22 protein-coding genes and 1 tRNA gene are annotated in these 24,685 nt (G+C 37.7%); 6 read left to right on the plus strand and 17 right to left on the minus strand.

Annotated elements, in window-relative coordinates; all coding sequences use genetic code 11:
• Positions 1 to 19: 19 nt before the first annotated feature.
• On the minus strand, positions 20 to 202 hold the full coding sequence (locus tag BFL47_RS20535; RefSeq protein ID WP_394332414.1) for a DUF5808 domain-containing protein: 183 nt from the start codon (positions 200 to 202) through the stop codon (positions 20 to 22).
• Positions 203 to 504: 302 nt separating this feature from the next.
• Here BFL47_RS20535 and BFL47_RS15345 point away from each other — a divergent pair, with 302 nt between their 5' ends.
• The gene (locus tag BFL47_RS15345; protein ID WP_139125836.1) at positions 505 to 1,263 is read left to right on the plus strand and encodes a hypothetical protein; all 759 of its coding nucleotides are present in this window, start codon (positions 505 to 507) and stop codon (positions 1,261 to 1,263) included.
• Positions 1,264 to 1,454: 191 nt separating this feature from the next.
• On the opposite strand, the gene BFL47_RS15350 is transcribed toward BFL47_RS15345, so the two are convergent.
• The 9 genes from BFL47_RS15350 to BFL47_RS15390 all read right to left on the minus strand — a co-directional run bounded on the left by BFL47_RS15350 (position 1,455) and on the right by BFL47_RS15390 (position 14,117).
• Positions 1,455 to 4,421, minus strand: coding sequence for a type I restriction endonuclease subunit R (locus tag BFL47_RS15350; protein ID WP_069660687.1), 2,967 nt, complete (start codon positions 4,419 to 4,421; stop codon positions 1,455 to 1,457).
• 86 nt (positions 4,422 to 4,507) lie between these two features.
• A complete protein-coding gene (gene darG, locus BFL47_RS15355) occupies positions 4,508 to 5,554 on the minus strand; it encodes a type II toxin-antitoxin system antitoxin DNA ADP-ribosyl glycohydrolase DarG (RefSeq protein ID WP_069660688.1) in 1,047 nt (348 codons plus the stop codon).
• Positions 5,551 to 6,186 (minus strand): type II toxin-antitoxin system toxin DNA ADP-ribosyl transferase DarT, encoded by a 636-nt coding sequence (gene darT / locus BFL47_RS15360; protein ID WP_139125837.1) that lies wholly within the window; start codon positions 6,184 to 6,186, stop codon positions 5,551 to 5,553. Before darT ends, darG begins: the two co-directional genes overlap by 4 nt.
• Positions 6,187 to 7,413 (minus strand): restriction endonuclease subunit S, encoded by a 1,227-nt coding sequence (locus tag BFL47_RS15365; protein ID WP_069660690.1) that lies wholly within the window; start codon positions 7,411 to 7,413, stop codon positions 6,187 to 6,189.
• Complete coding sequence (locus BFL47_RS15370) at positions 7,414 to 8,874, minus strand: type I restriction-modification system subunit M (RefSeq protein WP_069660691.1); 1,461 nt, start codon at positions 8,872 to 8,874, stop codon at positions 7,414 to 7,416.
• A 74-nt stretch (positions 8,875 to 8,948) separates the two neighbouring features.
• The gene (locus BFL47_RS15375; protein WP_069660692.1) at positions 8,949 to 10,448 is read right to left on the minus strand and encodes a type I restriction-modification system subunit M; all 1,500 of its coding nucleotides are present in this window, start codon (positions 10,446 to 10,448) and stop codon (positions 8,949 to 8,951) included.
• A gap of 771 nt (positions 10,449 to 11,219) precedes the next feature.
• Positions 11,220 to 12,503 (minus strand): hypothetical protein, encoded by a 1,284-nt coding sequence (locus BFL47_RS15380; RefSeq protein ID WP_069660693.1) that lies wholly within the window; start codon positions 12,501 to 12,503, stop codon positions 11,220 to 11,222.
• Positions 12,504 to 12,592: 89 nt separating this feature from the next.
• Positions 12,593 to 13,618 carry a phage integrase SAM-like domain-containing protein gene (locus BFL47_RS15385; RefSeq protein WP_069660694.1) on the minus strand — a complete coding sequence of 342 codons (1,026 nt, stop codon included), beginning with the start codon at positions 13,616 to 13,618 and terminating at the stop codon, positions 12,593 to 12,595.
• Positions 13,619 to 14,044: 426 nt separating this feature from the next.
• Positions 14,045 to 14,117, minus strand: a tRNA-Phe gene (locus BFL47_RS15390).
• 418 nt (positions 14,118 to 14,535) lie between these two features.
• Here BFL47_RS15390 and BFL47_RS15395 point away from each other — a divergent pair.
• Positions 14,536 to 15,006 carry an ABC transporter ATPase gene (locus tag BFL47_RS15395; RefSeq protein WP_083257219.1) on the plus strand — a complete coding sequence of 157 codons (471 nt, stop codon included), beginning with the start codon at positions 14,536 to 14,538 and terminating at the stop codon, positions 15,004 to 15,006.
• Between the two features lie 84 nt (positions 15,007 to 15,090).
• Here BFL47_RS15395 and mtgA read toward each other — a convergent pair whose 3' ends face one another.
• The 4 genes from mtgA to rpsF are packed head-to-tail and all read right to left on the minus strand — an operon-like array spanning position 15,091 to position 16,969.
• Complete coding sequence (mtgA, locus tag BFL47_RS15400) at positions 15,091 to 15,813, minus strand: monofunctional biosynthetic peptidoglycan transglycosylase (RefSeq protein ID WP_069660696.1); 723 nt, start codon at positions 15,811 to 15,813, stop codon at positions 15,091 to 15,093.
• A 59-nt stretch (positions 15,814 to 15,872) separates the two neighbouring features.
• Complete coding sequence (gene rplI, locus BFL47_RS15405; RefSeq protein WP_069660697.1) at positions 15,873 to 16,316, minus strand: 50S ribosomal protein L9; 444 nt, start codon at positions 16,314 to 16,316, stop codon at positions 15,873 to 15,875.
• A gap of 15 nt (positions 16,317 to 16,331) precedes the next feature.
• Positions 16,332 to 16,595 (minus strand): 30S ribosomal protein S18, encoded by a 264-nt coding sequence (rpsR, locus tag BFL47_RS15410; RefSeq protein ID WP_016193540.1) that lies wholly within the window; start codon positions 16,593 to 16,595, stop codon positions 16,332 to 16,334.
• Entirely contained in the window at positions 16,595 to 16,969 is a 375-nt protein-coding gene (gene rpsF / locus BFL47_RS15415) for a 30S ribosomal protein S6 (RefSeq protein ID WP_069660698.1), read from the minus strand. Before rpsF ends, rpsR begins: the two co-directional genes overlap by 1 nt.
• Before the next feature lie 133 nt (positions 16,970 to 17,102).
• On the opposite strand from rpsF, the gene BFL47_RS15420 reads away from it, so the two are divergent.
• The gene (locus BFL47_RS15420) at positions 17,103 to 18,944 is read left to right on the plus strand and encodes a DNA polymerase III subunit gamma/tau (protein WP_069660699.1); all 1,842 of its coding nucleotides are present in this window, start codon (positions 17,103 to 17,105) and stop codon (positions 18,942 to 18,944) included.
• 8 nt (positions 18,945 to 18,952) lie between these two features.
• Here BFL47_RS15420 and BFL47_RS15425 read toward each other — a convergent pair whose 3' ends face one another.
• A complete protein-coding gene (locus BFL47_RS15425; protein WP_069660700.1) occupies positions 18,953 to 19,402 on the minus strand; it encodes a hypothetical protein in 450 nt (149 codons plus the stop codon).
• A 143-nt stretch (positions 19,403 to 19,545) separates the two neighbouring features.
• Here BFL47_RS15425 and BFL47_RS15430 point away from each other — a divergent pair, with 143 nt between their 5' ends.
• The 3 genes from BFL47_RS15430 to BFL47_RS15440 all read left to right on the plus strand — a co-directional run bounded on the left by BFL47_RS15430 (position 19,546) and on the right by BFL47_RS15440 (position 22,414).
• Positions 19,546 to 20,778, plus strand: a complete 1,233-nt coding sequence (locus BFL47_RS15430) for an NADP-dependent isocitrate dehydrogenase (RefSeq protein ID WP_069660701.1) — start codon at positions 19,546 to 19,548, stop codon at positions 20,776 to 20,778.
• 119 nt (positions 20,779 to 20,897) lie between these two features.
• Positions 20,898 to 21,473 carry a DMP19 family protein gene (locus BFL47_RS15435; protein WP_083257217.1) on the plus strand — a complete coding sequence of 192 codons (576 nt, stop codon included), beginning with the start codon at positions 20,898 to 20,900 and terminating at the stop codon, positions 21,471 to 21,473.
• A gap of 8 nt (positions 21,474 to 21,481) precedes the next feature.
• Complete coding sequence (locus BFL47_RS15440) at positions 21,482 to 22,414, plus strand: EamA family transporter (RefSeq protein WP_069660703.1); 933 nt, start codon at positions 21,482 to 21,484, stop codon at positions 22,412 to 22,414.
• A 37-nt stretch (positions 22,415 to 22,451) separates the two neighbouring features.
• On the opposite strand, the gene BFL47_RS15445 is transcribed toward BFL47_RS15440, so the two are convergent.
• Together BFL47_RS15445 and BFL47_RS15450 are read right to left on the minus strand one after the other, a co-directional pair.
• Positions 22,452 to 22,748, minus strand: a complete 297-nt coding sequence (locus BFL47_RS15445) for a hypothetical protein (RefSeq protein WP_069660704.1) — start codon at positions 22,746 to 22,748, stop codon at positions 22,452 to 22,454.
• Positions 22,749 to 22,884: 136 nt separating this feature from the next.
• Complete coding sequence (locus BFL47_RS15450) at positions 22,885 to 24,663, minus strand: aminopeptidase P family protein (RefSeq protein ID WP_069660705.1); 1,779 nt, start codon at positions 24,661 to 24,663, stop codon at positions 22,885 to 22,887.
• Positions 24,664 to 24,685: the final 22 nt, after the last annotated feature.

Genomic DNA, 24,685 nt, shown 5'->3' on the forward strand with positions numbered 1-24,685 from the left:
AATTTCTGTGCATTGTTAATTACCGACTACAATTGTAGACAAGTAAATAAAGCGGAATAACTATTATCGCAATTGGGAAGATGATGAGAAACAATAATAAATAATACGCTTGTTTGTGCGCCATGTTGAATGTTTGCCCAAATCCATACTTCTTTTCAACAAACAGCTCAGGATCATCAGGATTGTAAAAAACATTCCCCATGTCCAGTACTTAGAATTCTTCCTATGATTATACTTCCATATTGCATATTAGAATCATCATCACATCAATATTCTGACTTGTAAAAGTTACTTCTTGAAGGGCCTTTGATTTATCGTAAACAACCTACAAATATGCGCATGATACATGGAGTGCTTTGCTTAAGCTTCGAGGATATTCTCCTTCACAGTGTATGTAATTAAGAAAAATCAATTCTTCTAAAGTTGTTAGGAGTAAAATAGCTATTACTAGCTATTGCGTCAATCATTTACTCAAGGTACATTAGAGAACTCAATCATATCAAAATGACTAAACTCTATTCATTATTTGCCCAAGGATTCTCTTGTGTATTTTTATTAATGGTTCTATCGGGATGTGGTACTAATTGCAAATATTTAACGGTTGTCTGTCCAGTCACGAATATGCCTGTTAATTACCCAAAATCTCAGAAATGTGCAAAATTATTTTATGAGGACGCTGTTAAGACCTATGAACCGCGCTTCAAGGGGGATATAGATATTCTAAGTAAAATAAAGATTATGTCTGTAGATGCTGGTGTAGATGCAAAAGTGGACTTATTAAAAGAAAAACTTACGAGCGAACACCAGCTTATGCAAGGGGTTCTGCAATCGGCTACATTGTTGTTAGCATCACACCCATGCGATGGGATTGTTGCTTATACACAAGCGATGGATAATGTTGCTAATTATAAAATCCGCCTTGAAATGATTGCTGCCGACGTAGAAAAAAACAAACAAAATCCAGAAGCACTTAAGCAGGTATTAGATACTTACAATAAGGGAAAATTCGTTGGCAAAAGAGTTGGGATTATCCTGGGTGCTTTAGATACATACTATGCTAATAATAATAAATATCCTTCCAGCCTGTCAGAGTTGCCGGATAAGCTTTCAAAAGACTCTATTGCAATTCTTGGATTGAGCTTGTTATACACTGCTGATTCCGCTGAAACTTACACGTTAAGATTTGCGGGCCAAGATGGAGTGATAAATAGTTCAGATGACAAAATACACAAAGGCACTAATGGCAAGCTCATCCCATTTTAACAAAAAGAACTAAACACTTACACCTCTTTTTCTTAATTCGCTTAATGGTCATTAATTCGAATATAGTACCCTAGTATTTTCAGTAACCGTTTATCATATAGGCTTTATTTTCAATACTTGACTAGTTTGGTTGTATGTGTCCTTTTTTAAGAACCAATTAAAAAAGGACGCTAATAAATTCTTTATAGCTACTAGTAATACTCCTTTATATAAGCATAAGCCCGATCAAACAAAACCTGTTCCTTATGCAACTTATACTTCAACAAAGCCTGGCGCAACGATTTCTGCACTTCCCGTTCCCCTGATGCAGTTTTTTGCCATCCAGGAAAACGAACCAATCGAACAATAGAATCTATATCATTTACAATCCTCTCCACAACCGCAGGAGTCTGGTCAGTTTTAAGCTCCAAAAACAACTCTGTTAAAGCAGCCTGAGGCGTTTTCTCAGGAATAGCTAGCGCAAGCTCTTTCTCTGCCTGAAGAGTCTCCTTGGCTAGCTTACAGAGTTCTTTTACAAATTCTATAGAAGTGATCAATCCCCGCTCTGCTCTATCTCTCAGGGCTTCTAAAAGCTCACTCAATTTTTTGAACCTAGGATCACCGCCACGTTTTTTAAACCGCTTTATCAATATCTTCTCCAAATCCTTAGCTGCCTTTGGATCTGGATTGTTAAAAATATCTTCAATCACATCCGCATCCAGTACAAACTCATCCAATTGATGTATTTCACCAACATGGATATTTTCATGGATAAGCTTAGTTGTCTGTGCTCCCAAAGAAAACCATAGCAATTTACCAATATGATTAGACGCAGGACGAACGGATTCAAAAACTTGAGAAAGCCATTTATAATCTACCTGATAATCATTCAGTATCTGATCCGGTGACAAAGACTCCCATAAATTAGCCAGATACTTAAAGTCTTTTGCAAAAGCATCCTTTTTTTCATCGGTATTAATAACATTTTGAGCAGCTTCAAGTCCGTCAAAACCTGTTATCGTTCTATCCAAGTCTCCAAAATGCATTAGCGTTTTTTCTATCGCTTTTGGTAATACGTTGCGTAATTCTGATAAGTTAGATATTATCTTTTTTACACCTTCTTCATCAAATTCAAGAGCCTTTGCTGCATCATCAAAAACGCCAAAATAATCTACAATCCTTCCAAATGTCTTTCCTGGAAACAAACGATTCGTTCTACAAATGGCCTGTAATAAAGTATGATCTTTTATCGATTTATCCAGATACATCGTTTGCAAAATTGGCGCATCAAAGCCTGTCAAAAGCTTGGCTGTTACAATTAAGAATTTCAATTCTGTTAATGGAGCATTAAAGTCATCAAGTATTTTTTCTTGCTGACTCTTATCTACAGCCCATTTTTGTTTAAATTCATACGAATCATTGGCTGTTGTGGATATTACGACTTTACTCGCAGCAATCGGAAAATAACGATCCAGTTCTTCTTTGTATTGAACACAAGCATAACGATCAGGACAAACAATCATAGCCTTGTACCCTTGTGGCCCAACCTTTTCATTAAAATGCTTAGCTATGTCCTCAACAATTTTTGCAACCCGCTCAGGCGATTTCAAAAATGCAGCCATCTTAGCTGATTTTCTATTTAAAGCATCAGCTTCCTCATCAGATAATGCAGACTCTTCTTTAAAATCCTGGAAAGCCTGATCAATTGTCTCCTTATCCACATGAACATCTACTAAACGAGGCTCAAAATGCAAAGGTAAAGTTGCGTTATCACGAATTGAATCTTGAAAAGTATATCGAGACAAATATCCGCCTTCATCTTCCGAAGATCCAAATGCCCAAAAGGTGTTTTTATCAGCCTTATTAACCGGTGTTCCAGTTAATCCGAATAAAAAGGCATTGGGTAATGCAGCACGCATTTGTCTTCCTAAATCACCCTCTTGCGTTCTATGCGCCTCATCCACTAAAACAATAATGTTATCACGTGTATTCATATCAGGCTTTGCATCCCTGAATTTATGAATCATCGAAATGATGATCTTTCTGGTATCCCGCTCTAATAAGGTTTTAAGTTCGCTAATACTTTCTGTGGTAACCACGTTGCTAATATCCGCGGCGTTGAAGGTACCCGTAATTTGGGTATCTAAATCTATTCTGTCCACCAAAACAATAACCGTTGGGCTTTTTAAAGCAGCCAGCTTACGTAACTTCTGTGCTGCGAATACCATCAATAATGACTTCCCAGAACCCTGGAAATGCCAGATCAATCCCTTTTTAATTCTACCTTCAACAACCCGATCAACTATTTTATTTGCCCCTTCATATTGCTGGAAACGACATATAATTTTTATCCTCTGTTTCTTTTTATTGGTGGTGAATAAAGAAAAATTCTGAAGAATATCCAGTAATCTTACAGGACTCATCAAGTCTGATAACTCCTTCCCTATTTCAGCTAAACCTAAACGCCTAGCTAAAGCATCATCATCACCTTCAATACGCCAGGGGGACCAAAACTCCAAGGGAGTTCGAATACCGCCGTATTTTAAAGTTTTACCTTCAGTCGCAAAAGAAAGAATATTTGTAACAAACAATTGCGGTATGGCATCCTCGTAAACAGCATGAATTTCATGGGCACCATCAAGCCAACTCACGGAGGGACGTATTGGTGTCTTGGCCTCACCAACAACAACCGGGATCCCATTGATGAATAATACAATGTCAGGAATCTTCGTCTCTCGGTAGTGAACGCGAAATTGGTTCGTTACCCAGTAATGGTTATTATCTAATTTTTCAAAATCTATTAGGCGAACCTGTACATGGCGGTTATTTTCACTAAAAGGCATTGTCTTTTCGCCCTGCATCCATTTAAAAAACTCCTCATTCGCTTTTACTAACCCTACCTGGTTAACTGATAACAGAATTGCCCTGAGCTTATAAATAACCTCATCCGCCAATTCATTACGAACTCCAATTTCCGGATTTAACCTAATTAAAGCATCCTTCAGTTCAGTTTCCAGTAAAAGTTCATTAACACCTCTTTCCAGCTCTGAAGGATCTTTATAAATCCATTTATTACCATAGTTGGCTTCTGGTTCAGTAACTAAGCTGCTATTTAAATTCACATTGCTTAATTGATGAATGATATAATGTTCTACTGAGTTGAGTTCGTTGAATGACATTAGTTTTTAGGCTAGGCTAATATATTTACAAAGTAGTAAAATTATACTGTAATAAAAAAAGAGATGGTTTTATCATCTCTTTCCTCTTATACAAATACATTTTGTTTATGTTGTTCCAAATGCTCTGCGGCAATTCTAACATGCCTTTCTTCAAACATATGGGCCTTCCGGGGATTCCAGGCTTTAATTTCGTGAACTAGTAATCCCAGATCTTTTGTTTTATTCACCTGCTGTACAAAATCTACTGAAGCTAATAGTTCCAATGAAAATGTAGACTCAAAACCATTGATTAACTTAAGTACATTTTGTAACCTTTGCTTTTGTTCAAAAGATAACTGGGTTTCTACGTATCTGTTAATTTCATCTGCTTTAGCATAATTTAGAAACAGCGGTTCGAATGGTTTCGCCTGATTCTGTTCCATACCTTTCAAATAAACGCCATTTAAATAACCAAGCACATGATTCAGCTGAACAGTATAAGGACCATAATGATGTGCTTTAAAATCCAGTTTTAAATTTTCACCACTCCGTTGTAAAAAATATGCTAATTTATTTACCACAAACAGACTACTTTGCTCACCATAAATTTCATATTGGTGCATTAAATGCAACAACATCGCTCTTGCCGGTGTTAGCTTAATTTCTTTTTTTACACCTTCTTTTTGTAGAATCTCTTTTATATGATCATTTGGTGTGTAAACTATTACTTCAGCAGATAAGTTGCCCAGGTATTTATCGATCATTGGCTGAACTTTTTTCCAATCCAACCCGCCATTTCCACAACCTAATGGAGGTAATGCGATACTTTGTACCTGCTTTTCAATAATAAGTTTACGAAGTTCTTGTAATCCAGATTCTATGTATTCATATCTCGAATCTCCACGCCAATGCGCTTTTGTTGGAAAGTTAATAATCAACTTTTTATCAGTCAAATCATCTTCCTGAACAACAAGTAATTCACCCACATGAAAAGACTTCACTCTACAAGCTTCCTTATATACCTTGTAATTATTGGCAAAACGGTTTTTAAACTGCAATGCAATACCTTTCCCCATGACACCTACGGTATTCACAGTATTTACCAATGCATCAACAGATGCATCTAATAAATTTCCTTGTGTGTACTTGATCATGGGTAATATAATTTATTTCCTGTATCTATATGAACTGGAATATTCAATCCAAAAGTATACAATTGCTCTTCAATATAGGTCTTTTTTTCTTCATTTTTAACAACTATCGCACTAATTAATTCTACAGGCAGATGGTGCCTAACCAGAAATTCCGCTTGTTTTAAATCTCTCTTCTGAATATTTTCTTCTGTATTTTTCCATTCAAGGGCATTAATGCAATCCCAATTCAATTTATCTAAATCAGCAGTATCCGTGAAGGTTTCAACAAATTTTAATTTAGCATTCCGATCGGTAAAGAAGAAATCAACACCGGACTGACTTACTACCTCAATTTTGCAAACAAGAAATATCAAATCTTCTTGTGGCCGCTTTTGAACCCCTAGATAACCATTCATTATGACGTAGAGCATTGGGGAATGCCCTGCAAAGTAGAATGGAATGTAATCTCCTAACACACCTAATCCTTCTAAATCAATGGGATGCTGATCTCTATCATTAATTAATTGTTGATGACCAATATTAATAAAATTAGCATCCGCATTTTCATGGGCACGACAACATAATCCATATTGTAAAATATGAGGAACGTTTTGCCAATGCACCATGCGATATATGTATTTACCTATAGCCAACTATCCAAATATTTGATTGATTAAGGCTTTTTGTAAGGATTTGGAGGCATTAAGTTTTGAATTAACACCAGAAATTGACGTATCAAAGTATTCCATTTTTTTTATAATCAAATCTTGTACTTTTAATATTGGTATTGCCAGTGGGAGACTTCCAATATCACTTTGATCTAAGCTTGCTTGATTAATAGCTTGCTTTGCTCTTCGTTCATAAAAGCGTTTTGCTGGCTTATTATCTAAAAGATAATGCAAAAACGTATATCTGATCAAGGATGGGTCTGCTTTTAATCTCATAAGATTAACTCCATGATATAAGTCTACGTGTTCTTTATAAAGAGCAACTTTGCCAATATGAGCTACACTATTAATGTGACTAAACAATATATCACCAACATCCAATTTATATTTTGAATAATCTCTAGTGGTATCAATAAACCCTACATTCTTTATATTTATTACACTCTCTGAGATAGTTTCTATACGGGTTACTTTAATCCCTTTCTCATTCAAGTTTTGTTCTTCTGAAATTCCATTTCTCAGGCTTGATAACAATTCTTTAAGATGAAAGACTGTCCAACTCTTAGGATAAACTATTGACTTATATTTAGCATTCTCTTCATCAAAGTAAATTCCTGAAGTAATGCTCCTATTGAAATAAACATATTGACCTCTAGTTATTTTATTTAGTAATTTATGCTCCTGCTCAATTAAATGATCAATTCTCCACAATAATCTACCCAATCGTTCTTGTTCTTCTAAAGGAGGTAGATGAAACTCTTGTGTTTTTAGTGTTCCCCAATTTATAGTTGGAGAAAGTGAACCAACAGAAATATCAACCGCCCTATTCATGAACAAATCGGAGTGTATAAAAAAAGGAAAAAGTTTAGGATGAATAACCGCTGGATTAGCTCTCAAAACCAATGAATGCGCTGAGCAGAAACCATCGAAAGTTGCTATCGCCGCTTTACGCTGATATGCTCTCCTTCTTCCAAAAATGATATCCCCAGGGTAACACCTAAGTTTTGTTCCATTAACATCATCTGGCGTTCCTGTTCTTTTTATGTGTAAAGATTCAGAATCAATATGTTCTAAACCTACATATACTTGTAAATCAGTATCATTTGGGTCTACACGTTCAGATATATTTTTAGCAATCTCATCAAAGCGATAAGATCTCCACTTAGACCTATCAATATTTTTCAAATCAATCCCTTGCAAAATTGTTTCCATTTAGTTTAAGATTTGAAATAACTCACTCATACTTTTCTTTAAGTCAACAGATTGCTTATTAAATGCCGACAGTGCTTCATCAATTGATAATTGCACTTTTTGTGAATCGACATTGCTCACATACAAAGCCATGTTTAGACTTGACCTATTATTTATTATTTCTTCTATGGGCACTACTTTACAGAATCCATCAGCGTCCTGGAAATTCTTATAGGCATCAAAGATTTTAATAATATGATTTTGTTGTAAATGAGAAATAGTCTTTTCTTGTTTTAGCTCCTTAACCGCATTGATAATTAAAACCTTACCTTTCTTACTAACAGCCTTGTTATTATTAGTAATCAACAAACACGCTTCCATCGGTGAGTTATAAAATAAATTGGGACCTAACCCAATCACACATTCAACCAAATCTTGTTCAATCATCTTTTTGCGCATTTCAGTTTCAGCATCTCTAAACAAAATACCATGAGGCCATAATGAAATAGAACGCCCGTTCTTCTCATTTAAACTTTTCTGAATATGTTGTTGGAAAGCATAATCTGCACAGCCTTGAGGTGGTGTTCCCCAAATATTTCTACCGTAAGGATCACTTTCAAATCCTTTACGGTCCCAAGCCTTTATGGAATAAGGTGGATTAGCTAAAATAACGTTGAACTTTTTTAGTTCATCATTCTCTAAAAATGCCGGCTGAGCTAAAGTATCCCCACGTACAATACTGAACTCCTCTATACCATGCATAAACATATTCATACGGGCAATGGCTGAGGTTATCAAATTTATTTCCTGCCCGTAAAGTTTTAAAGTCCGAAATTCTTTACCTTCTTCTCTTAAATGTAAAGCACAATTCAGCAACAATCCTCCAGAACCACAAGTAGGGTCATACACACTCTCTCCAGGTTGCGGATCCATGATCATTGTCATCAGCTTCACTACAGTTCTGTTGGTATAGAACTCAGCAGCAGTATGCCCACTATCATCAGCAAATTCTTTAATCAAATATTCATAAGCGTTGCCTAATTTATCATCTGGCACATTTTCAAGATTAAGTTTGTGCTGAGAAAAATGCTCTACCAGATTATTTAAAGTAGCATCTGACAGGCGCTCTTTATTTGTCCAGCTGGCATCACCAAAGATACCAAACAGGGTTTCAGGATTAGCCTTCTCTATCTCCCGCATAGCCTCCTGAATGGCCATACCAACATTCACTGTCACTTCTCTTACTTGATTCCAATGAGCACCAATAGGTATTTGAAAGCGATGATTCTCCTCAAAGGCAGCATACTCTAAATCTCCGTCACTTTCTTTTAAGGCTTTTTCAAATTCTTCTTCATACACATCGCAAATGCGTTTAAAAAAAAGCAAAGGAAAAATATATTGTTTATAATCTCCGGCATCTATTGTACCTCGTAAAGCAGTAGCTGCACCCCAGAGAAATTTTTCTAATTGTTGTTGAGTCATGATTAACTAAAATTTTCAACTTTATATAAGACTCTTACTGCTCATGTTAAGGTTGCTTGAGGACATCTTTATACTTAAATAATAAATCTGTCTAATATCCTTTTAAATTTTTCTTCTGCTTCCAGACTTGCATCCCAGGCTGTCTTTAAATCAGCTAGAGCTTCCTCTACTGAAGGTAAGTTGTCTTCAATAATCTTCTCTACATAAAGCGGAATATTTAAATTATAATCGTTTTCTTTAATAGCTGCCAAGTCAGCCACCTGAACGTAATTTGCAACATCATTATAATTTTTATACCATGAATAAATTTGTTTAATGTGGTCAGGCTCCAAGTAATTTTGTGCCCTACCCTCACGAACCTGATCAGAGGCATCAATAATCAACACCTTTCCTTTCCTGGCTTTTTCTTTATTTTGCTTAAAAACCAGTACACAAGCCGCTAATTGAGTACCATAAAAAATATTCGACCCTATACCAATTACAGCCTCTAATAAGTCCTGATTAATTAAAGCCTCTCTAATTTTTCCTTCAGCGCCTTTTCTAAACAAAGCACCATGAGGTAAAACAACTGTCATTCGGCCAGTTTTATTGACTGACTTAATCATGTGTTGGACCCAAGCCATATCACCATTTCCTTGAGGAGGCACTCCCGCAATATTTCTTCCAAATGGATCATTTGCCCAGTTTTCAGCCCCCCAATCTTTCAGTGAAAAAGGTGGATTTGCAATCACACAGTCAAAAGTCTTTAATTCATCAGCTTCAAAAAATGCAGGATTTCGTAAAGTATCCCCTCGAACGATGTGAAAATCTTCAATGCCATGCAAAAACATATTCATACGAGCAATGGAACTTGATGTCAGGTTTTTTTCCTGACCATAAAGCTTCAAGGTTCTGAAATCTTCCTGATTGTCTCTCAAGTGATCAACACATTCTAATAACATTCCGCCTGTACCACATGCGGGATCATAAACACTTTCCCCTTCGTGTGGATCCAAAATTAAACCTAGCAAATGCACAACCGATCGGGGCGTATAAAACTCCCCTGCTTTTTTGTTGGTTAGATCTGCGAAATGTTTAATTAAATACTCATAGGATTGACCTAAAATATCCGGATCAACTAAAGAATTTGATAGTGTATACTGGGAAAAGTGCTCGATTAAATCTATTAAAAGCCTATCTGAAAGTTTATTCTTGTTACTCCATTGTGCATCGCCAAAAATGCCATATAAAAATTCCTGATTGGCTTGCTCTATTCCCCTAAGCGCACTCTCAATAGCTAACCCGATATTAGATGTTTTTTCTCGAACATAATTCCAATGACAACCTTCAGGAATAATAAACCGATGTAATTCTGGTAGTAAAGCATATTCTTGATCACCATCAGAAGCATTCAACGCCTCCTGATACTCCTCATCATACACATCTGAAATTCTTTTAAAAAACAAAAGAGGGAAAATAAACACCTTAAAATCTGATGCATCCACCGGGCCCTTTAAGATCCATGCAGCTCTTGATAGATACTGTTCTAATTGTGATAATGATAGCTTGGGTTGAGACATCTCGTTATTCGGCATTATTAAGAAGTTTGCAAATTACCAAATATTTGCTGATTGTGGGTCTTAAATCTGGCACCTATTTTTCAGCAGGAGCAACTAGTCTTATAGAAAATTCTATTCAATAACAATAACCAATAATGATTCTCTCCAAATTTTCACATAATCAACGACCTCGTTTAGATTCAATTCAGAAGACAACAGCCCAATGCACCAAAAATTGGCGAATCTTGTAAATCAACACCTTCATCACAATTTAGTCCTCGGTCCTCTAAACATTCCCTTATATGTTTATATACTTCTTCCTTATGTTACTAAAAGTTCGCTAAAGAGACTAAGAGTTGAGTGATTAGTATCCCGAAGATCTAATCACTCAATTCTTAGTCATTACAACCAGTTTCAATTCCAAACAAATAGGAAACAAAAACAGTTCACTTGTATAACCAATTGACCTTTGCTAATTCTGTGAAAGTATTCTTATCTACATCTTTTAGGAATTCATATATTAATTACTCTTCTTCCATTTTCCCCTCTAAGGAGTTGCGACCTTTTTCCCTTCCGTGGCCTTGCCTAACCCTGACGGGAAAGGCAAGGCCACGGCAAGTTCGTTTTTGTAAGTCAATCGTGCGGAGCAGATTGTACGTACAAAAACACAACTCGCAGTTAATAAAACAAAACGCCTTTTCTTATTAAAGTATGTGAATCAAGAGAATAAAGAAAAGAAAATTCCCCACCCTAGTGTTACACAATTTCTATTCGCATTCGTTGACTGGTAGGAATTTCATGGCCAATTCAATCAGGAAACTCTTGTTCGCTAGTATGGACCACGGTATGCTTTGTAAACCAGCCCATCAACTCAACATCTTTCCTTATTTCTATTTCTAAACTATCCGGATACTTTTCTAGCTTATCGACATATGCAAATAAAAACCGATGCTCCCGGTTTGATGATATCAGTATCATTGATTTACTCTTATAATCTGTATAAAGATTTGAACTTTCAACCGCCAAATTATTTAAGGTATTGACCATCTCTAAATCCATTTGTTTTGTATAAAAAGTAAATAACACTCCGATACCATCATAATCAGCAAATCTTCTCCCGAAGTTCAAACCTGCTATGTCCTTATACAAATCATAAAAATCAAAATAGCTTTTAGCAATTGTTCTCCTTGTCAGCCTATCAAATGACAGGAGTGCTTTCGCCAAGCCTTCCCGCATAGGATTTAAATTTTTAAGTAAATTATCCTTCAATAATTCGTTTTTAACGAACTCATCTATAAAATAGCTTACCTTATCGGCTTGGGTCTTTTTAAGAACCTTTTGATTTGCCGCAAAACTTTCCCAATCTCCGTCTATTTGTAGGTAGTAGCTATCGGAATCACCATTAAGTATTTCAGGAAAATTCCTTTGATTCTTAAAAAAATGGGACAACAGATCTTTTTCCGTTCCTGATATTAATATATTCTTTTTGCCTAAAGTTTCCCCGAACTTTGAAAATTCCTGCTGTGTTTCAACTGGAAAATCGAATTCATCTCCTGGTAATATTATAGTTGTCTTACCTTTAAAGAGTTTTTCCCGTTTTTCCAAATAATCTATGAAATCAGGTATGGTATCTAATTCATCAATTATTGCTTCAAATGATTTTTTATCAAAAAGTGTGACGTAGTCATCATTTTTTGTAGTTTGGTTGAAAGGATAAAATTTTACGCCCTCACCTAAGTTAATTACAATCCTAAATACCTTTTTAATCTGGTCTTTAGGGAAAATTTCTATTTCTTTGTCGGGATGCTTAATCTGGACTTCAGACGAACCAAATAAAACCCGACAAGCACCATATATCTGCTTTACCGCCTTTTCAATGGTATTATTGAAATATCGGAAGTGGTTGCCTTTGAACTCATAATTTTTGACTGAAACCACAATCAATATTGAATTAAATATTATTAGTAGATCACAAATCTCTTTTTTATTACCATTTTCAAATCTAGGTCCAGGATAGCACCAAAATTTCAGAAATGAACTATATGCTAACTCATTGACAAATTCCTCTCCTAATTTTCCTTTATCTTCCATCTTACGTTTTAATTTGCTTAATCGTAAAAGTAGTCAATAAAATAGATTCAATATCTTACTGGTATTATCAGCTTAACGGTAGGGTCACACTAAACATTAAGGTTTACAATGCGCATAGTTCTCCGTTGTTCAACTGGGTCGCTAAGTTTCTTTATTCTAGCCTCATTAGGTTCGCTCAATAGTGCGATTACCTTTGACTGTACTTCATCTACAATGCCCCAGTCCTTTTCGATATAAATATCAGTAGTCTTATTTCCCTGATCTACGTGATTAAGCGCTAATCCCACATCATCCTTACTCATGCGGCATTTGTTACGGCCAAGATTTGCGAATGTATGTCGTGCCCAATAAAAGGTTATACCAGATAACTTTGCCCTTTCATTAACAATCTTAATCCCCTCATTGATCGCTCTATCCAGATTTTCAAAGCTGTTATACCGGGTATGTGATTTTTCAAGATACCTATCCAAAAGTGGTTTCGCCTCTTTCACTACTTTAATACTTATAAAAGCTTTATCTGATCTTCGGATAGTTTTACTTCTGTTATATTCGACACGGCCTTTAATAATATTGGACGTTCGTAAATGGTATAGATCAACCGCGTTCATACCACATAGGTAAAAAGACAGCATAAAAAGATCCTGCACCAATTCAGCCCTGCTATCAGTTGGCACTTTGCAATCACGGATCGCTTTAATCTGCTCAACCGTCAGATTTCGTTTCCTAGTTTCCGGGGCATCAACGATTTTGTAATTATCGAAAGGGCAATAAGGTATCCTAATCTCGCCGATTTGCGGTTTGTTATAAAATTTCATTGCCGCTTTAAACAGTATTCGTAAATCCCGGAAATGATTGTGCACGGCTGCATCACTCATGCCCTTTACTGTCCGGGTGATCAATTTCCCCTGATTTAAGCGCGTTAATTTTCTTTCAGCCCGTAAATATTTCTCATAAGCGGTAAGCATCCACTCATTGATTTCCAAAGGTGACAAAGCATTACCTTTGAAATAATCCTTCAGGCTTAGCAGGACTGTATTCAATGTCCCAGCTGATCCTTTTCTCCCCTGGTTCTTTAAGGCTTCAATATGGTCGCTGCAAAACCTAAAGAAATCCATCGGTTCATTTTTATCCCTTAAATGGTTCCTTAACGTTTCCGCATTAAAGAGTTCCAGTTTAGGCCCCAGGTTACTGATTGTGATTCGGTAATCATCGAGAGTCTGGTTCAGAAACTTTCTTAAGGTAGCATCCTTCAGCGTAGATTTAGCTTGAGTTGCTTGTCAACAACAAAATGGGGAGTATCGATGTATTTCTTTTCCCCTTTGTGTGCAATCCTGATTTTTACATTGTAAGTTCCATCTGCTTTTTTGTGGTGTTTGTGAATTTTGATACCTACAGTAGCCATGACAAAACCTGTTTAACAAAAAAGTTATGTAAAAGCTATCGGAACGGGACGTTCCTGACAGTTGGCTTAAATCTTAAAAAACCGCCTTTATAAACGAGAAAAGGCCTTTTTCTAAGCGAAAAAGACCTTTTTTGTTTTGTGGTACCACCTGGATTCGAACCAGGGACACAAGGATTTTCAGTCCTTTGCTCTACCGACTGAGCTATGGTACCCTATTCGTGTTTGGGTTTGCAAATATAGAATCTTTTTATATTAAATTAACATATTTCGCAAAAATATCCCTTCAAATTCCCAAATTCAAATGCTCCCTCCTGATTATTAGAAAATTAAGTCCTAATTATTTTTTTATCCAAACCCTCATTTAGCCCTAAAATCACTCCTTAATACCCCTAAACCTCCAACCACATGACAACCAAACTATATTTAAGTCAATATTGATACTAACATGATTCTATCATAAGTCCGACTTTTGCCGCTAAAACATGGACTTATCATGGACTCAACCCAGTATCTTACCCGATTCAATAATAATAAAACCTAAACCTATCCCCTCATTCTTACTAATTCCCTACCACACAATTTTACCTCTACCCTATAATTCTCTAAACCCAAATTATGTATATTTACATTATGGAATTTTCACAAAATTCAAAGGTTTGGATTTATCAATCCAACAGACCTTTTGCTCAAGAGGAGCAGGTTAAAATAGAAAAAATAGTAGCGGAATTTGCCACTGAATGGCAGGCTCATGGCGTACAATTAAAAGCAAGGTCCGAAATTCGATATAACCGCTTTATTATATTCATGGTGGATGAAATTAAAGCAAACGCTTCCGGCTGCTCTATTGACCGCTCTGCGGACTTTATCAAGGAATTGGAAGCCGAGTATAAGGTCAGTCTGTTTGATCGCTTTAATATGGCTTATAAAACGAATGAGGAAGTAATTTCCTGCAACCGCGATGAGTTTGAGGTTTTACTAAATAATGGGATCATTAAACCGGATACGATTGTGTTTAACAATATGGTGCATACCAAGGCAGAATTAGATACGAATTGGGAAATTCCTTTTAATAAAAGCTGGCACGCACGCGTATTTGCTTAATCCAACAAGTATCTACACTTAATCAGGCACCTATATTCGCTTAATCAAACTACTATCTGGCTTTAATCATAAACGTATCTTCACTTAATCCGGCAACCTTATATACCGCATATTCCGCATAATCACCCCTCTTTTATAATAAATATAATTGGTTGGATGCTCCGGCGTCCATTTCCTTGGATTCGGAAACACAGCTACCAGTAGTGCAGCCTGCCTTCTACTCATGCTCCGGGCAGACTTAGAGTAATACTCTTGTGTAGCCGCTTCCGCTCCATAAATACCATCCCCCATTTCTATCACATTCAGATAAACTTCCAGAATCCGTTGTTTACTCCAGAATACCTCAATCAGCACCGTAAACCAGGCTTCAAATCCTTTACGTAACCAGGACCTTCCTCCCCATAGAAATACATTCTTTGCGGTTTGCTGACTGATAGTACTTCCCCCGCGGATAGGTTTACCTGCACGGTTCTTTAGATAAGCTTTTTGAATCGCATTGGCATCGAAACCCCAATGCTGGACAAACCCTGCATCCTCTCCGGCAATAGCTGCCTTCTTCAGGTTAGCGGACAGCTCATCATAGTCACGCCACTCCTGGTCAATCTTCCAGCTCTTACCGTCAAGCTTTCGCTCAAACCCTCTTTGAATCATCAACGAGGTAAAAGGCGGATTGATAAAGCGATATAACAAAACCCACAAAACACTCAGGGCCAGAAACCAAACGAAGGCCCTTTTTAAATATGTTAGAATGCTAATGAAAAGAGAACGACTACCCTTCCCTGCTGAATACTTTTTTTTACTAGACATTTTCTTACAAAAAAAGGCGCCCTGTTATGGAGCGCCCTTTCATTATCTTTAAAATTAACTTATTCAGCGATCACTTCAAAAGGAACCTGAACCTTAACTTCTTTATGAAGATTTAAGTTAGCAACATATTCGCCAACAAATTTAGGTTCTGATTCGAAAGTGATACGACGACGGTCTACTTCAAATCCTAGTTTTTTCAATGCTTCTGCTACCTGAATGGTATTTACTGCACCAAAGATCTTTCCGCTTTCACCAGCCTTAGCGCCGATACTTAATTTAACTCCTTCTAACCGTGCTGCAACAGCAAGAGCGTCATTTTTGATCTTCTCTTGTTTGAACTGTGCTTGTTTCAGGTTTTCTGCAAGAACTTTCTTAGCAGATGAAGTAGCCATAATTCCGAATCCCTGAGGAATAAGGAAATTACGTCCGTAACCTGGCTTAACGCTTACAATATCGTCTTTCTCGCCAAGGTTCTTAATATCTTGTTTTAAAATGATTTCCATGCTGATCTACCTCTCTTATTTTATTGAATCAGTAACATAAGGTAATATACCAATATGGCGTGCACGTTTAACTGCTTGCGCAACTTTACGCTGAAACTTCAATGATGTTCCTGTTAAACGACGTGGTAATACTTTACCCTGGTCATTGATGAACTTCAAAAGGAAATTTCCGTCCTTATAATCAATATACTTGATACCGTTCTTTTTGAAACGGCAATATTTCTTACGCGTATCCTCTACTTTAGGGGCTGTTACGTATTGAATTTGTTCTCTTGCCATTATTTTGAAGCGTTCTCGGTTTGATTATCAGTTTTAGGTTTCTTCAGGAATGCTCCACTGCGTTTCTTTTCGTTGTACGCACGGGCATGTTTGTCTAAAGAAATCGTAAGGAAACGCATAACTCGTTCGTCACGTCTAAGCTCAACCTCCAGTTTGTTAATTAAGTCACCCGGGGCCTTGTATTCAGTTAGGTGATAGTATCCTGTTGTTTTCTTTTCAATAGGATACGCAAGTTTCTTCAAACCCCAATTATCCTCTTGGACAATTTCGGCTCCGTTATCGGTTAGAAGTGTACTGAATTTGGTTAAAACCTCTTTCACTGCTTCTTGTGATAACAACGGGGTAAGAATGATTACTGTTTCGTACTGTTGCATTTTATATAATTATCAATTATTTACCCTCTTTATAAGGGATTGCAAATGTAGCAGATTCGGTTGTAAAAAACAAATTTCATGTACATTACTCTTATCCTTGCACATCAACTCCCTTCTGCTTATCTTAGTGGCGATGGATAATTTCTTAGTATCGGCTAGAAAATATAGACCTACAACGTTCGAAAGCGTTGTAGGTCAGTTACATATAACCAATACGCTTAAAAATGCCATTAAAAATAATCAGCTCGCACAGGCCTTTTTATTCTGTGGTCCGCGTGGTGTGGGCAAAACTACCTGCGCCCGTATTCTTGCAAAGACCATTAATTGCGAAAATTTAAGTGCCGAAACTGAGGCTTGCGGCGTTTGTCCTTCCTGCAGGGCCTTCCTAAATGGCAATTCCTTCAACGTGCATGAGCTGGATGCGGCATCGAACAATTCGGTGGATGATATCCGGAGTCTGACGGAGCAGGTTAGGATTCCCCCTCAGGCTGGCCGGTACAAAATCTATATTATTGATGAGGTTCATATGTTATCCCAGGCGGCTTTCAACGCCTTTTTGAAGACACTGGAAGAACCTCCTCCATACGCGATTTTTATTCTCGCCACTACAGAGAAACATAAAATCCTCCCTACTATTTTATCAAGGTGTCAGATCTTTGATTTTAACAGGATCAAGGTGGACGATATGGCTCATCACCTGGCGGGAATCGCGAAAAAAGAAAATGTAACCTATGATGCAGATGGACTGCATGTGATTGCACAGAAGGCGGATGGCGGACTGCGTGATGCCTTGTCTATGTTCGATCAGATTGTCAGCTTTTCTAACCGTAACATCACCTATAAGGCGGTTATTGATAACCTCAACATCCTGGATTACGACTATTATTTTAAAGTGACTGATCATTTGCTGAATGAGGATATCGCTTCTACCCTACTTGTTTTTGATGAGATCCTCGTGAATGGTTTTGATGGTAATAATTTCATTACCGGACTGGCTTCTCATTTCAGGAATCTGTTGGTGGGTAGGGATACGGCTACTTTAAAGCTTTTAGAAGTGAGCGAGGGAATCCGTAACCGGTATATGGAACAGTGCAAAAAAACCTCTGCTTCTTTTTTACTTTCGGGTTTAAATATTGCCAATCAATGTGACCTGAATTATCGGAACAGTAAAAACCAGCGTCTTCAGGTGGAAATCTCACTGATTAAGATCTGCCATATTACCTCTGCTTTAAATTTGGCTAATGCTGCTCCTGAAGAGGTTGTAAAAAAAAAACCTAATCCTGTCATAGGTAATTCTGCTGTTATTCCGGTTCAAGTACCTGTAAAACAGCCTAATCCTGTTGTTCAAACACCTCCAATACCAACAAATTCAGCTCTTCAAACTCCTTCGGTACCAACAATACCGACTATTCAGTTGCCTGCTGCAGCTGTACAGGTTCAGAATGATTCTGCTCCTACAAGCTTTCAGGCTGCACTTCCGGTTAAGCCTAAAATTCTAATCAAGAAAATGGTTAATACGGGGTCCCTCATTCCAAATCTGAATGATTTGGCGACCAGCATGGTTGCTGAAGAGGATAATGCACCTAAATATGTATCGGGCGACATGAAGGAGCATTTCAGCTCCGAAGATCTGTTAATTGCATGGAACAAATATGCTCAGGATATTTTGAAAGAGAATAAAATGAGCATATATACTTTAATGCATGCGAATGAGCCTGTTTTAAAAGACAATTTTCAGGTGGAGGTGATTGTAGACAATCGCATCCAGGAAAACCTGCTTGTTCATGAAAAGGTTGATCTGCTTAATCGTTTAAGGGTTGAACTTCAAAATTTCGACATTGACCTGATCGTCCGTTATATAGAAAAAAATGAGAAGAAGCAGTTGTATACTTCTCATGATAAATACCAGCACCTGGTTGCTAAAAACCCACAGCTGGATGACCTTCGTAAACGATTCAACCTTGATCTGAGCTAATCGGCAGTTTATAAAAAATTTCCGTCTTTATCCGGATCAACGTCATTCTTTGGGTATCCTTCTTCATCGAGGTCGCCTCTTTCGTCTTCCGGTGTTTCAGACAGCTCTTCGTCTAACTTATCCAGTACCACTATTTTACCACTGTCTATGTGCATGCCATACTCATCTATTCCATCGTCATCTTCATCATTGGCACGGTCGTATTCATCATTCGCAGTAGGATTGGCTTCATCAAAATCCGAATCAGAATCACTTCCATTCTTTACTGAAGTATCGTATGGATCGGGATGTACATAATCCGGATCTTCACTTTCCACATCGATCTCATAACTCCCTTCTTCTTCGTTATATTTAAGGTCCTCCTTATCTACTTTAGCTCCTAATTCGTCTTTTATTTTCTTGTCCCTATTGCTGTTTTCGTTGTTTAATTCCGGATAGGGTGTATTTTCGTTACTCATGATATATAGGTTTTATACTTATAATAGCAATTGAAAGGGTTAAATGTTTGTCATCAAATACTTTTGAAGCACCTTACATTCCCCTCTTTATTCAATTTTTATATATTTGTGTTTCTGAACAAATTACTCAAACAAACTCAAATATGTCAGTGCAGAAAATTAAAGTTGTTAATTCAATAGTAGAACTAGACGGGGATGAAATGACCCGCATCATATGGAAGTTTATTAAAGATAAACTAATTCTTCCTTATCTTGACCTTGATATTAAATATTATGATCTGGGTATTGAACACCGCGATGAAACCAATGACCAGGTTACTATTGATGCCGCGAATGCAATTAAAGAACATGGTGTTGGGATTAAATGTGCTACTATCACTCCGGATGAACAACGTGTTGAAGAATTTAAACTGAAACAAATGTGGAGGTCTCCAAACGGGACTGTACGTAATATTCTCGATGGTACTGTATTTCGCGAGCCTATTCTGATGAATAATGTACCTCGTTTGGTTCCAAACTGGACCGCTCCTATTTGCATTGGTCGTCATGCTTTTGGTGATCAATACCGTGCTACAGATTTCCGGACTAAGGGAAAAGGTAAGTTAACCCTTACTTTTACTCCTGAAGATGGCTCTGAAGTGCAGTCTTACGAAGTGTATAACTTCACCAGTGACGGTGTCGCCCTTGCGATGTACAATACAGATGAATCGATCACTGGTTTTGCCCGCGCTTGTTTTAATCAGGCATTAATGAAGAAATGGCCTTTATATCTTTCTACTAAGAACACGATCCTAAAGAAATATGATGGTCGTTTCAAGGATATCTTCCAGGAAGTGTTTGAACAAGAATTTAAGGCTGAGTTTGAACAAACAGGCATCACTTATGAACACCGTCTGATTGATGATATGGTTGCTTCTGCTTTGAAATGGAATGGAAATTTTGTTTGGGCTTGTAAGAATTACGATGGTGATGTACAGTCGGATACGGTTGCTCAGGGATTTGGATCATTAGGTCTGATGACTTCGGTTCTGATCACTCCGGATGGAAAAACAATGGAAGCTGAAGCGGCACACGGTACAGTGACCCGTCATTTCCGCGAACATCAAAAGGGAAACCCTACTTCAACTAATCCTATTGCTTCTATCTTCGCATGGACAAGAGGTTTGGAATTCCGTGGTAAACTGGATGGTAACGAGGAATTGATCAAATTCTGTCATGCATTAGAGCAAGTTTGCATCGAAACTGTTGAAAGTGGTAAGATGACCAAGGATTTGGCTATCACCATCAAACCTAAAGTAGAGCATGGAACGGATTACTTGTATACCGAAGAATTTTTGGATGCTATTGATCAGAATTTACAAGCTAAACTAGCATAAGTTGAAGCACGTTTAGGATAACAATATAACAAAAACAGGAAAAGGCTGGGTCGTAAAGATTTAGCCTTTTTTTTATGTCCTAATTTTCATATCTTTGATGTCCAAAATTATAAAAAAACATGCCTGAAAGTGTTCCTCGTTATTTCTTGTGTATTCTCGTCTTTGCGTGTCTGATGGGCTCTGCTCCTGTATTTGCGCAAAATATAGATGCTATAATTTCCTCCGAAATGAGTGATTATAAAAACAGGACGATTCATTCGAATTTAACGGCTAAAGTGATTGATGCGACTCCGGATCAGGAATTGGTACAGGTAATTAAGGATAATTTATTATCTAAAATGAAGAAAAGCATGAATAATGAAGATCAGGTATTTAGTATGTTGTCCGAACCCAGGAAAGCGATTTATACCATCTGGCAGGTAGAAGCGGAAGTTAACAATGGTGGGTTTAAACAACTATTTTCCAGTCCTGCCCGCAAGTTTGTTGTTCATGCGCAAAAGTCTTTTAACTCTATACGGGCTCCCCATTTTGCTAAATTGCTTGCAGAGGTAGTAGAAAAAGAGAAAAACGGACAAATTTCTGATCAATATATCTCATTTAATGAAGCATTCGTTGCTTTATATGATCAAGAAGATCTTCAAAAACTCAAAATTGCCTATATTAGGCATAATAAAAATGAGTTTATTGACAATTAAGGTTCCTATTGAAACAAGCTAAATCCTCTTTCCTTCTTGTAATTATTGCTTTTGCTACTGTTTATATAGTTTGGGGCTCAACTTATTTCTTTATCCAAAAAGCAGTACTGCATATCCCCCCTTTTGTTATGGGCTCGATCCGATTTTTGATAGCCGGAGGAATCATGTTGTCCTGGAGTGCCCTGAAAGGGGAAAAAATTTTTCGTAAAGATTTGATCCGATCTGCTGGCATCAGCGGATTATTGTTGCTCTTTGTTGGAAATGGCTGTGTGATCTGGGTGGAACAATACATTCCGAGTGGCATGGTTGCCATCATGGTTTCTTCTGCTCCTCTTTGGTTTGTGCTGTTTGATAAGCCTAACTGGGGAGCTAATTTCAGAAGTCTGCATACCATCCTCGGTCTGGTAGTCGGTTTCGCTGGAGTAATTCTTCTTTTTTGGAACCAGGTGGGTGCATTATTCAGCAAACATGACCTGACTAATTTGCCGGCGTTAATTATGTTGCTCATTGGCTCAATGGCCTGGTCTGCAGGATCCTTGTATTCCAAGTATTATTCGAAGTCCGGATCTGCCATTGTAAATACCGGCTGGCAAATGACAATTGCTGGTTTGGCTTTTGTTCCAGGAACTTTCATTTTGCAGGAATGGAAACTGGTAGTTTGGGAAAGTATCCCTACGGAATCCTGGTTATCGCTGCTTTACTTAATCTTTATGGGTTCGATTGCAGCTTTTAGTTCTTATGTATGGCTTTTACAGGAGCGACCGGCCACACAGGTTAGTACCTATGCGTATGTGAATCCTGTCATTGCTGTTTTACTGGGTGTATTTTTTGCGCATGAAAAGGTTTCCTTTATCCAAATAATTGGGCTAGCAATCATATTGGGAAGTGTGCTGCTCATTAATCTTTCCAGATACAGACAGGGCAAAAAAAAACTGTCCTAATTAAATCAAGACAGTCTTAAACTTTTATAAAACAGTATTACACTGAGGCATCACGAATGGTTTGATCTTCCCGAAGCTTATCTACATTGTTTGTATCACCAAAGTTTTCTGTTTTATCAGCGAAATAATCTAAGATTCCAGCAATGGTATCCAAATTATCGGCAGTACGCTGATGAACATCAGGTAAGTCTTTTTCAAGCCTTTTATCACCTAATTCCATGTTATCTACTTCGATCTTAGCAATTTTTTGTATGACAGCTTGCTGACTGTTTTTTAGATCTTCCAATTCTCTAACAATTTTTGCCATCAAATCGAACTTTTTCAACTTATCCATAAATATATATTTATATTGATTTGCTACTACATACTATAAAGCAATAACTCTGCCGAAATGATTTTGAAGCACAATTACCCGTAACAACGGAGAAAACAGGTTCTTTTACTAGACAATCGTATCGATATGAAGACAGTTAAATTGCTTGTGCCTTTTTCTGAAGCCATTTTAAATCTTCGGCATCCAGAAATGGACTTAATTTAGCGACTACTTTTTCGTTATAGGCATTTAACCATTTTACATGTTTATCTTCAAGTAAGGATTGATCTACAAGACTGGTATCAATAAGAAACTGTGTAAGGGTTTCAAAGGTATAAAATTCGCCAAACTCTGTTTCTTCATCTTTTACGGTCAGCACCAGGTTCTCAATCCTGATTCCGTATCGTAATGGACGGTACAGACCGGGTTCCACAGAGGTGATCATACCAAGGTCCACTTCTACCGTACTATTAGATGCGTTGAATACTTGCGGACCTTCGTGCACGTTGAGAAAATAGCCAATTCCATGACCTGTACCATGTCCGTAATTCCGGGCAAAATCCCACAATGGTTTACGGGTAATGGCATCAATCTGATAGCCTTTGGAGCCTTTTGGAAAACGCGCGGTTGATCCTTCAATCATTGCCCGAAGCACCAATGTGTAATCGGTCTTTTCTTCCTGACTTAGATTACCCAAGGAAATGACGCGGGTGATATCCGTAGTGCCGCGCAAGTACTGCCCTCCTGAATCAAGTAAAAATAATCCTGATTGCAATAAGGGAACATCGCTTTCGGGTGTAGCCTTGTAATGAGGCAATGCTCCATGTGCGGCATACCCTGCAATAGTATCAAAACTTTCGCCAACAAAACCTTCTTGTTCTGCCCGGAAAGCATAGAGCTTTTCTGCTACGGATATTTCTGTTAAGGTTGCCTGATCCGGATTAGTTTCCATCCATCTGAAGAAACGGGTTAGCGCTACACCATCCCGAACCATAGTCTGCCTGATATTAGCTATTTCTATTTCATTCTTAATGGCCTTGAAATTGGTACTTGGATTGGTATCCTGTACAATTTTAACACCGGCAGGAATCATTTGGTAAAGGGCGTTGCAGGTTTTCTTAGGATCGATCAGGATACTGCTGGTCTTAGGAAGGGATTGGATCTGTCCGTTTAGATCCTCATAGGGCCATATTTCTACTCCCCAGATTTTAAGTTTGGATTGATCCGTACTGGAAAGTTTGGCTGCATCAATATACAAGCGCGTTTCGTCTGGACTAATTAAAGCAAAGCCGAGGGTAACGGGGTTGCATTTTACATCTGCTCCACGGATATTGAAAACCCAGGCTACATCGTCAAGAGAAGATATGAGATGATAAACAGCACGTTTCTTTTTTAACACTTCGCGGATGCGCTGCAGTTTGGAAGGAACGGATTCTCCGGTAATTTCTTCTTCCAACAGGAACGCCGGGGAAGCTGGAAGTTGGGGACGGTCTGCCCAGATTTCAGTTAAATAATCTTTATGCTCAGCTACACCGATATCCGCAAGATCCAATCCTTCGGCAATCATTTGAGCCAGTTGAACAGAGATGAGGTTAGAGTCGAAGCCAACAACTGCACCGCTCTTGAGGCATTCGGTCAGCCATGTGATATATTCAGGAGTAGCCTGTGCAATTAGTTTCACTAATACAAAACCGCTATTTTCTAATTGTTCTGCAGCCTGAACGAAATACCGGGCATCTGTCCAGAGTCCTGCAAATTCTTGTGTGATCACTAAAGTTCCAGCCGAACCGGTGAAACCTGAAGTAAAATAAATACATTTATAGCGGTCCGGAAGGTATTCGCTGATATGTGGGTCAGCGGATGGAATTATATAGGCGTCTACCCGGTCATCGCGCATTTGGCGACGTATTCCTGAAAGTTTTTCCTGATATGTCATTTTGAAAAGATTAAAGTCTGCA

It is taken from the genome of Arcticibacter eurypsychrophilus, from assembly GCF_001730525.1.
Classification (GTDB): Bacteria; Bacteroidota; Bacteroidia; order Sphingobacteriales; family Sphingobacteriaceae; genus Arcticibacter; species Arcticibacter eurypsychrophilus.

Coding starts and splice junctions, on each gene's coding strand:
- BFL47_RS15375 (WP_069660692.1), bottom strand. CDS start 10,448: ATGCCGAATAACGAGATGTCTCAACCCAAGCTATCATTATCACAATTA.
- BFL47_RS15430 (WP_069660701.1), top strand. CDS start 19,546: ATGTCAGTGCAGAAAATTAAAGTTGTTAATTCAATAGTAGAACTAGAC.
- darG (WP_069660688.1), bottom strand. CDS start 5,554: ATGATCAAGTACACACAAGGAAATTTATTAGATGCATCTGTTGATGCA.
- BFL47_RS15345 (WP_139125836.1), top strand. CDS start 505: ATGACTAAACTCTATTCATTATTTGCCCAAGGATTCTCTTGTGTATTT.
- BFL47_RS15435 (WP_083257217.1), top strand. CDS start 20,898: ATGCCTGAAAGTGTTCCTCGTTATTTCTTGTGTATTCTCGTCTTTGCG.
- mtgA (WP_069660696.1), bottom strand. CDS start 15,813: ATGTCTAGTAAAAAAAAGTATTCAGCAGGGAAGGGTAGTCGTTCTCTT.
- rpsR (WP_016193540.1), bottom strand. CDS start 16,595: ATGGCAAGAGAACAAATTCAATACGTAACAGCCCCTAAAGTAGAGGAT.
- BFL47_RS15350 (WP_069660687.1), bottom strand. CDS start 4,421: ATGTCATTCAACGAACTCAACTCAGTAGAACATTATATCATTCATCAA.
- BFL47_RS15370 (WP_069660691.1), bottom strand. CDS start 8,874: ATGACTCAACAACAATTAGAAAAATTTCTCTGGGGTGCAGCTACTGCT.
- BFL47_RS15445 (WP_069660704.1), bottom strand. CDS start 22,748: ATGGATAAGTTGAAAAAGTTCGATTTGATGGCAAAAATTGTTAGAGAA.
- BFL47_RS15450 (WP_069660705.1), bottom strand. CDS start 24,663: ATGACATATCAGGAAAAACTTTCAGGAATACGTCGCCAAATGCGCGAT.
- rplI (WP_069660697.1), bottom strand. CDS start 16,316: ATGGAAATCATTTTAAAACAAGATATTAAGAACCTTGGCGAGAAAGAC.
- BFL47_RS15385 (WP_069660694.1), bottom strand. CDS start 13,618: ATGGATTTCTTTAGGTTTTGCAGCGACCATATTGAAGCCTTAAAGAAC.
- BFL47_RS15365 (WP_069660690.1), bottom strand. CDS start 7,413: ATGGAAACAATTTTGCAAGGGATTGATTTGAAAAATATTGATAGGTCT.
- BFL47_RS15425 (WP_069660700.1), bottom strand. CDS start 19,402: ATGAGTAACGAAAATACACCCTATCCGGAATTAAACAACGAAAACAGC.
- rpsF (WP_069660698.1), bottom strand. CDS start 16,969: ATGCAACAGTACGAAACAGTAATCATTCTTACCCCGTTGTTATCACAA.
- BFL47_RS15420 (WP_069660699.1), top strand. CDS start 17,103: ATGGATAATTTCTTAGTATCGGCTAGAAAATATAGACCTACAACGTTC.
- BFL47_RS15395 (WP_083257219.1), top strand. CDS start 14,536: ATGGAATTTTCACAAAATTCAAAGGTTTGGATTTATCAATCCAACAGA.
- BFL47_RS20535 (WP_394332414.1), bottom strand. CDS start 202: ATGGGGAATGTTTTTTACAATCCTGATGATCCTGAGCTGTTTGTTGAA.
- BFL47_RS15380 (WP_069660693.1), bottom strand. CDS start 12,503: ATGGAAGATAAAGGAAAATTAGGAGAGGAATTTGTCAATGAGTTAGCA.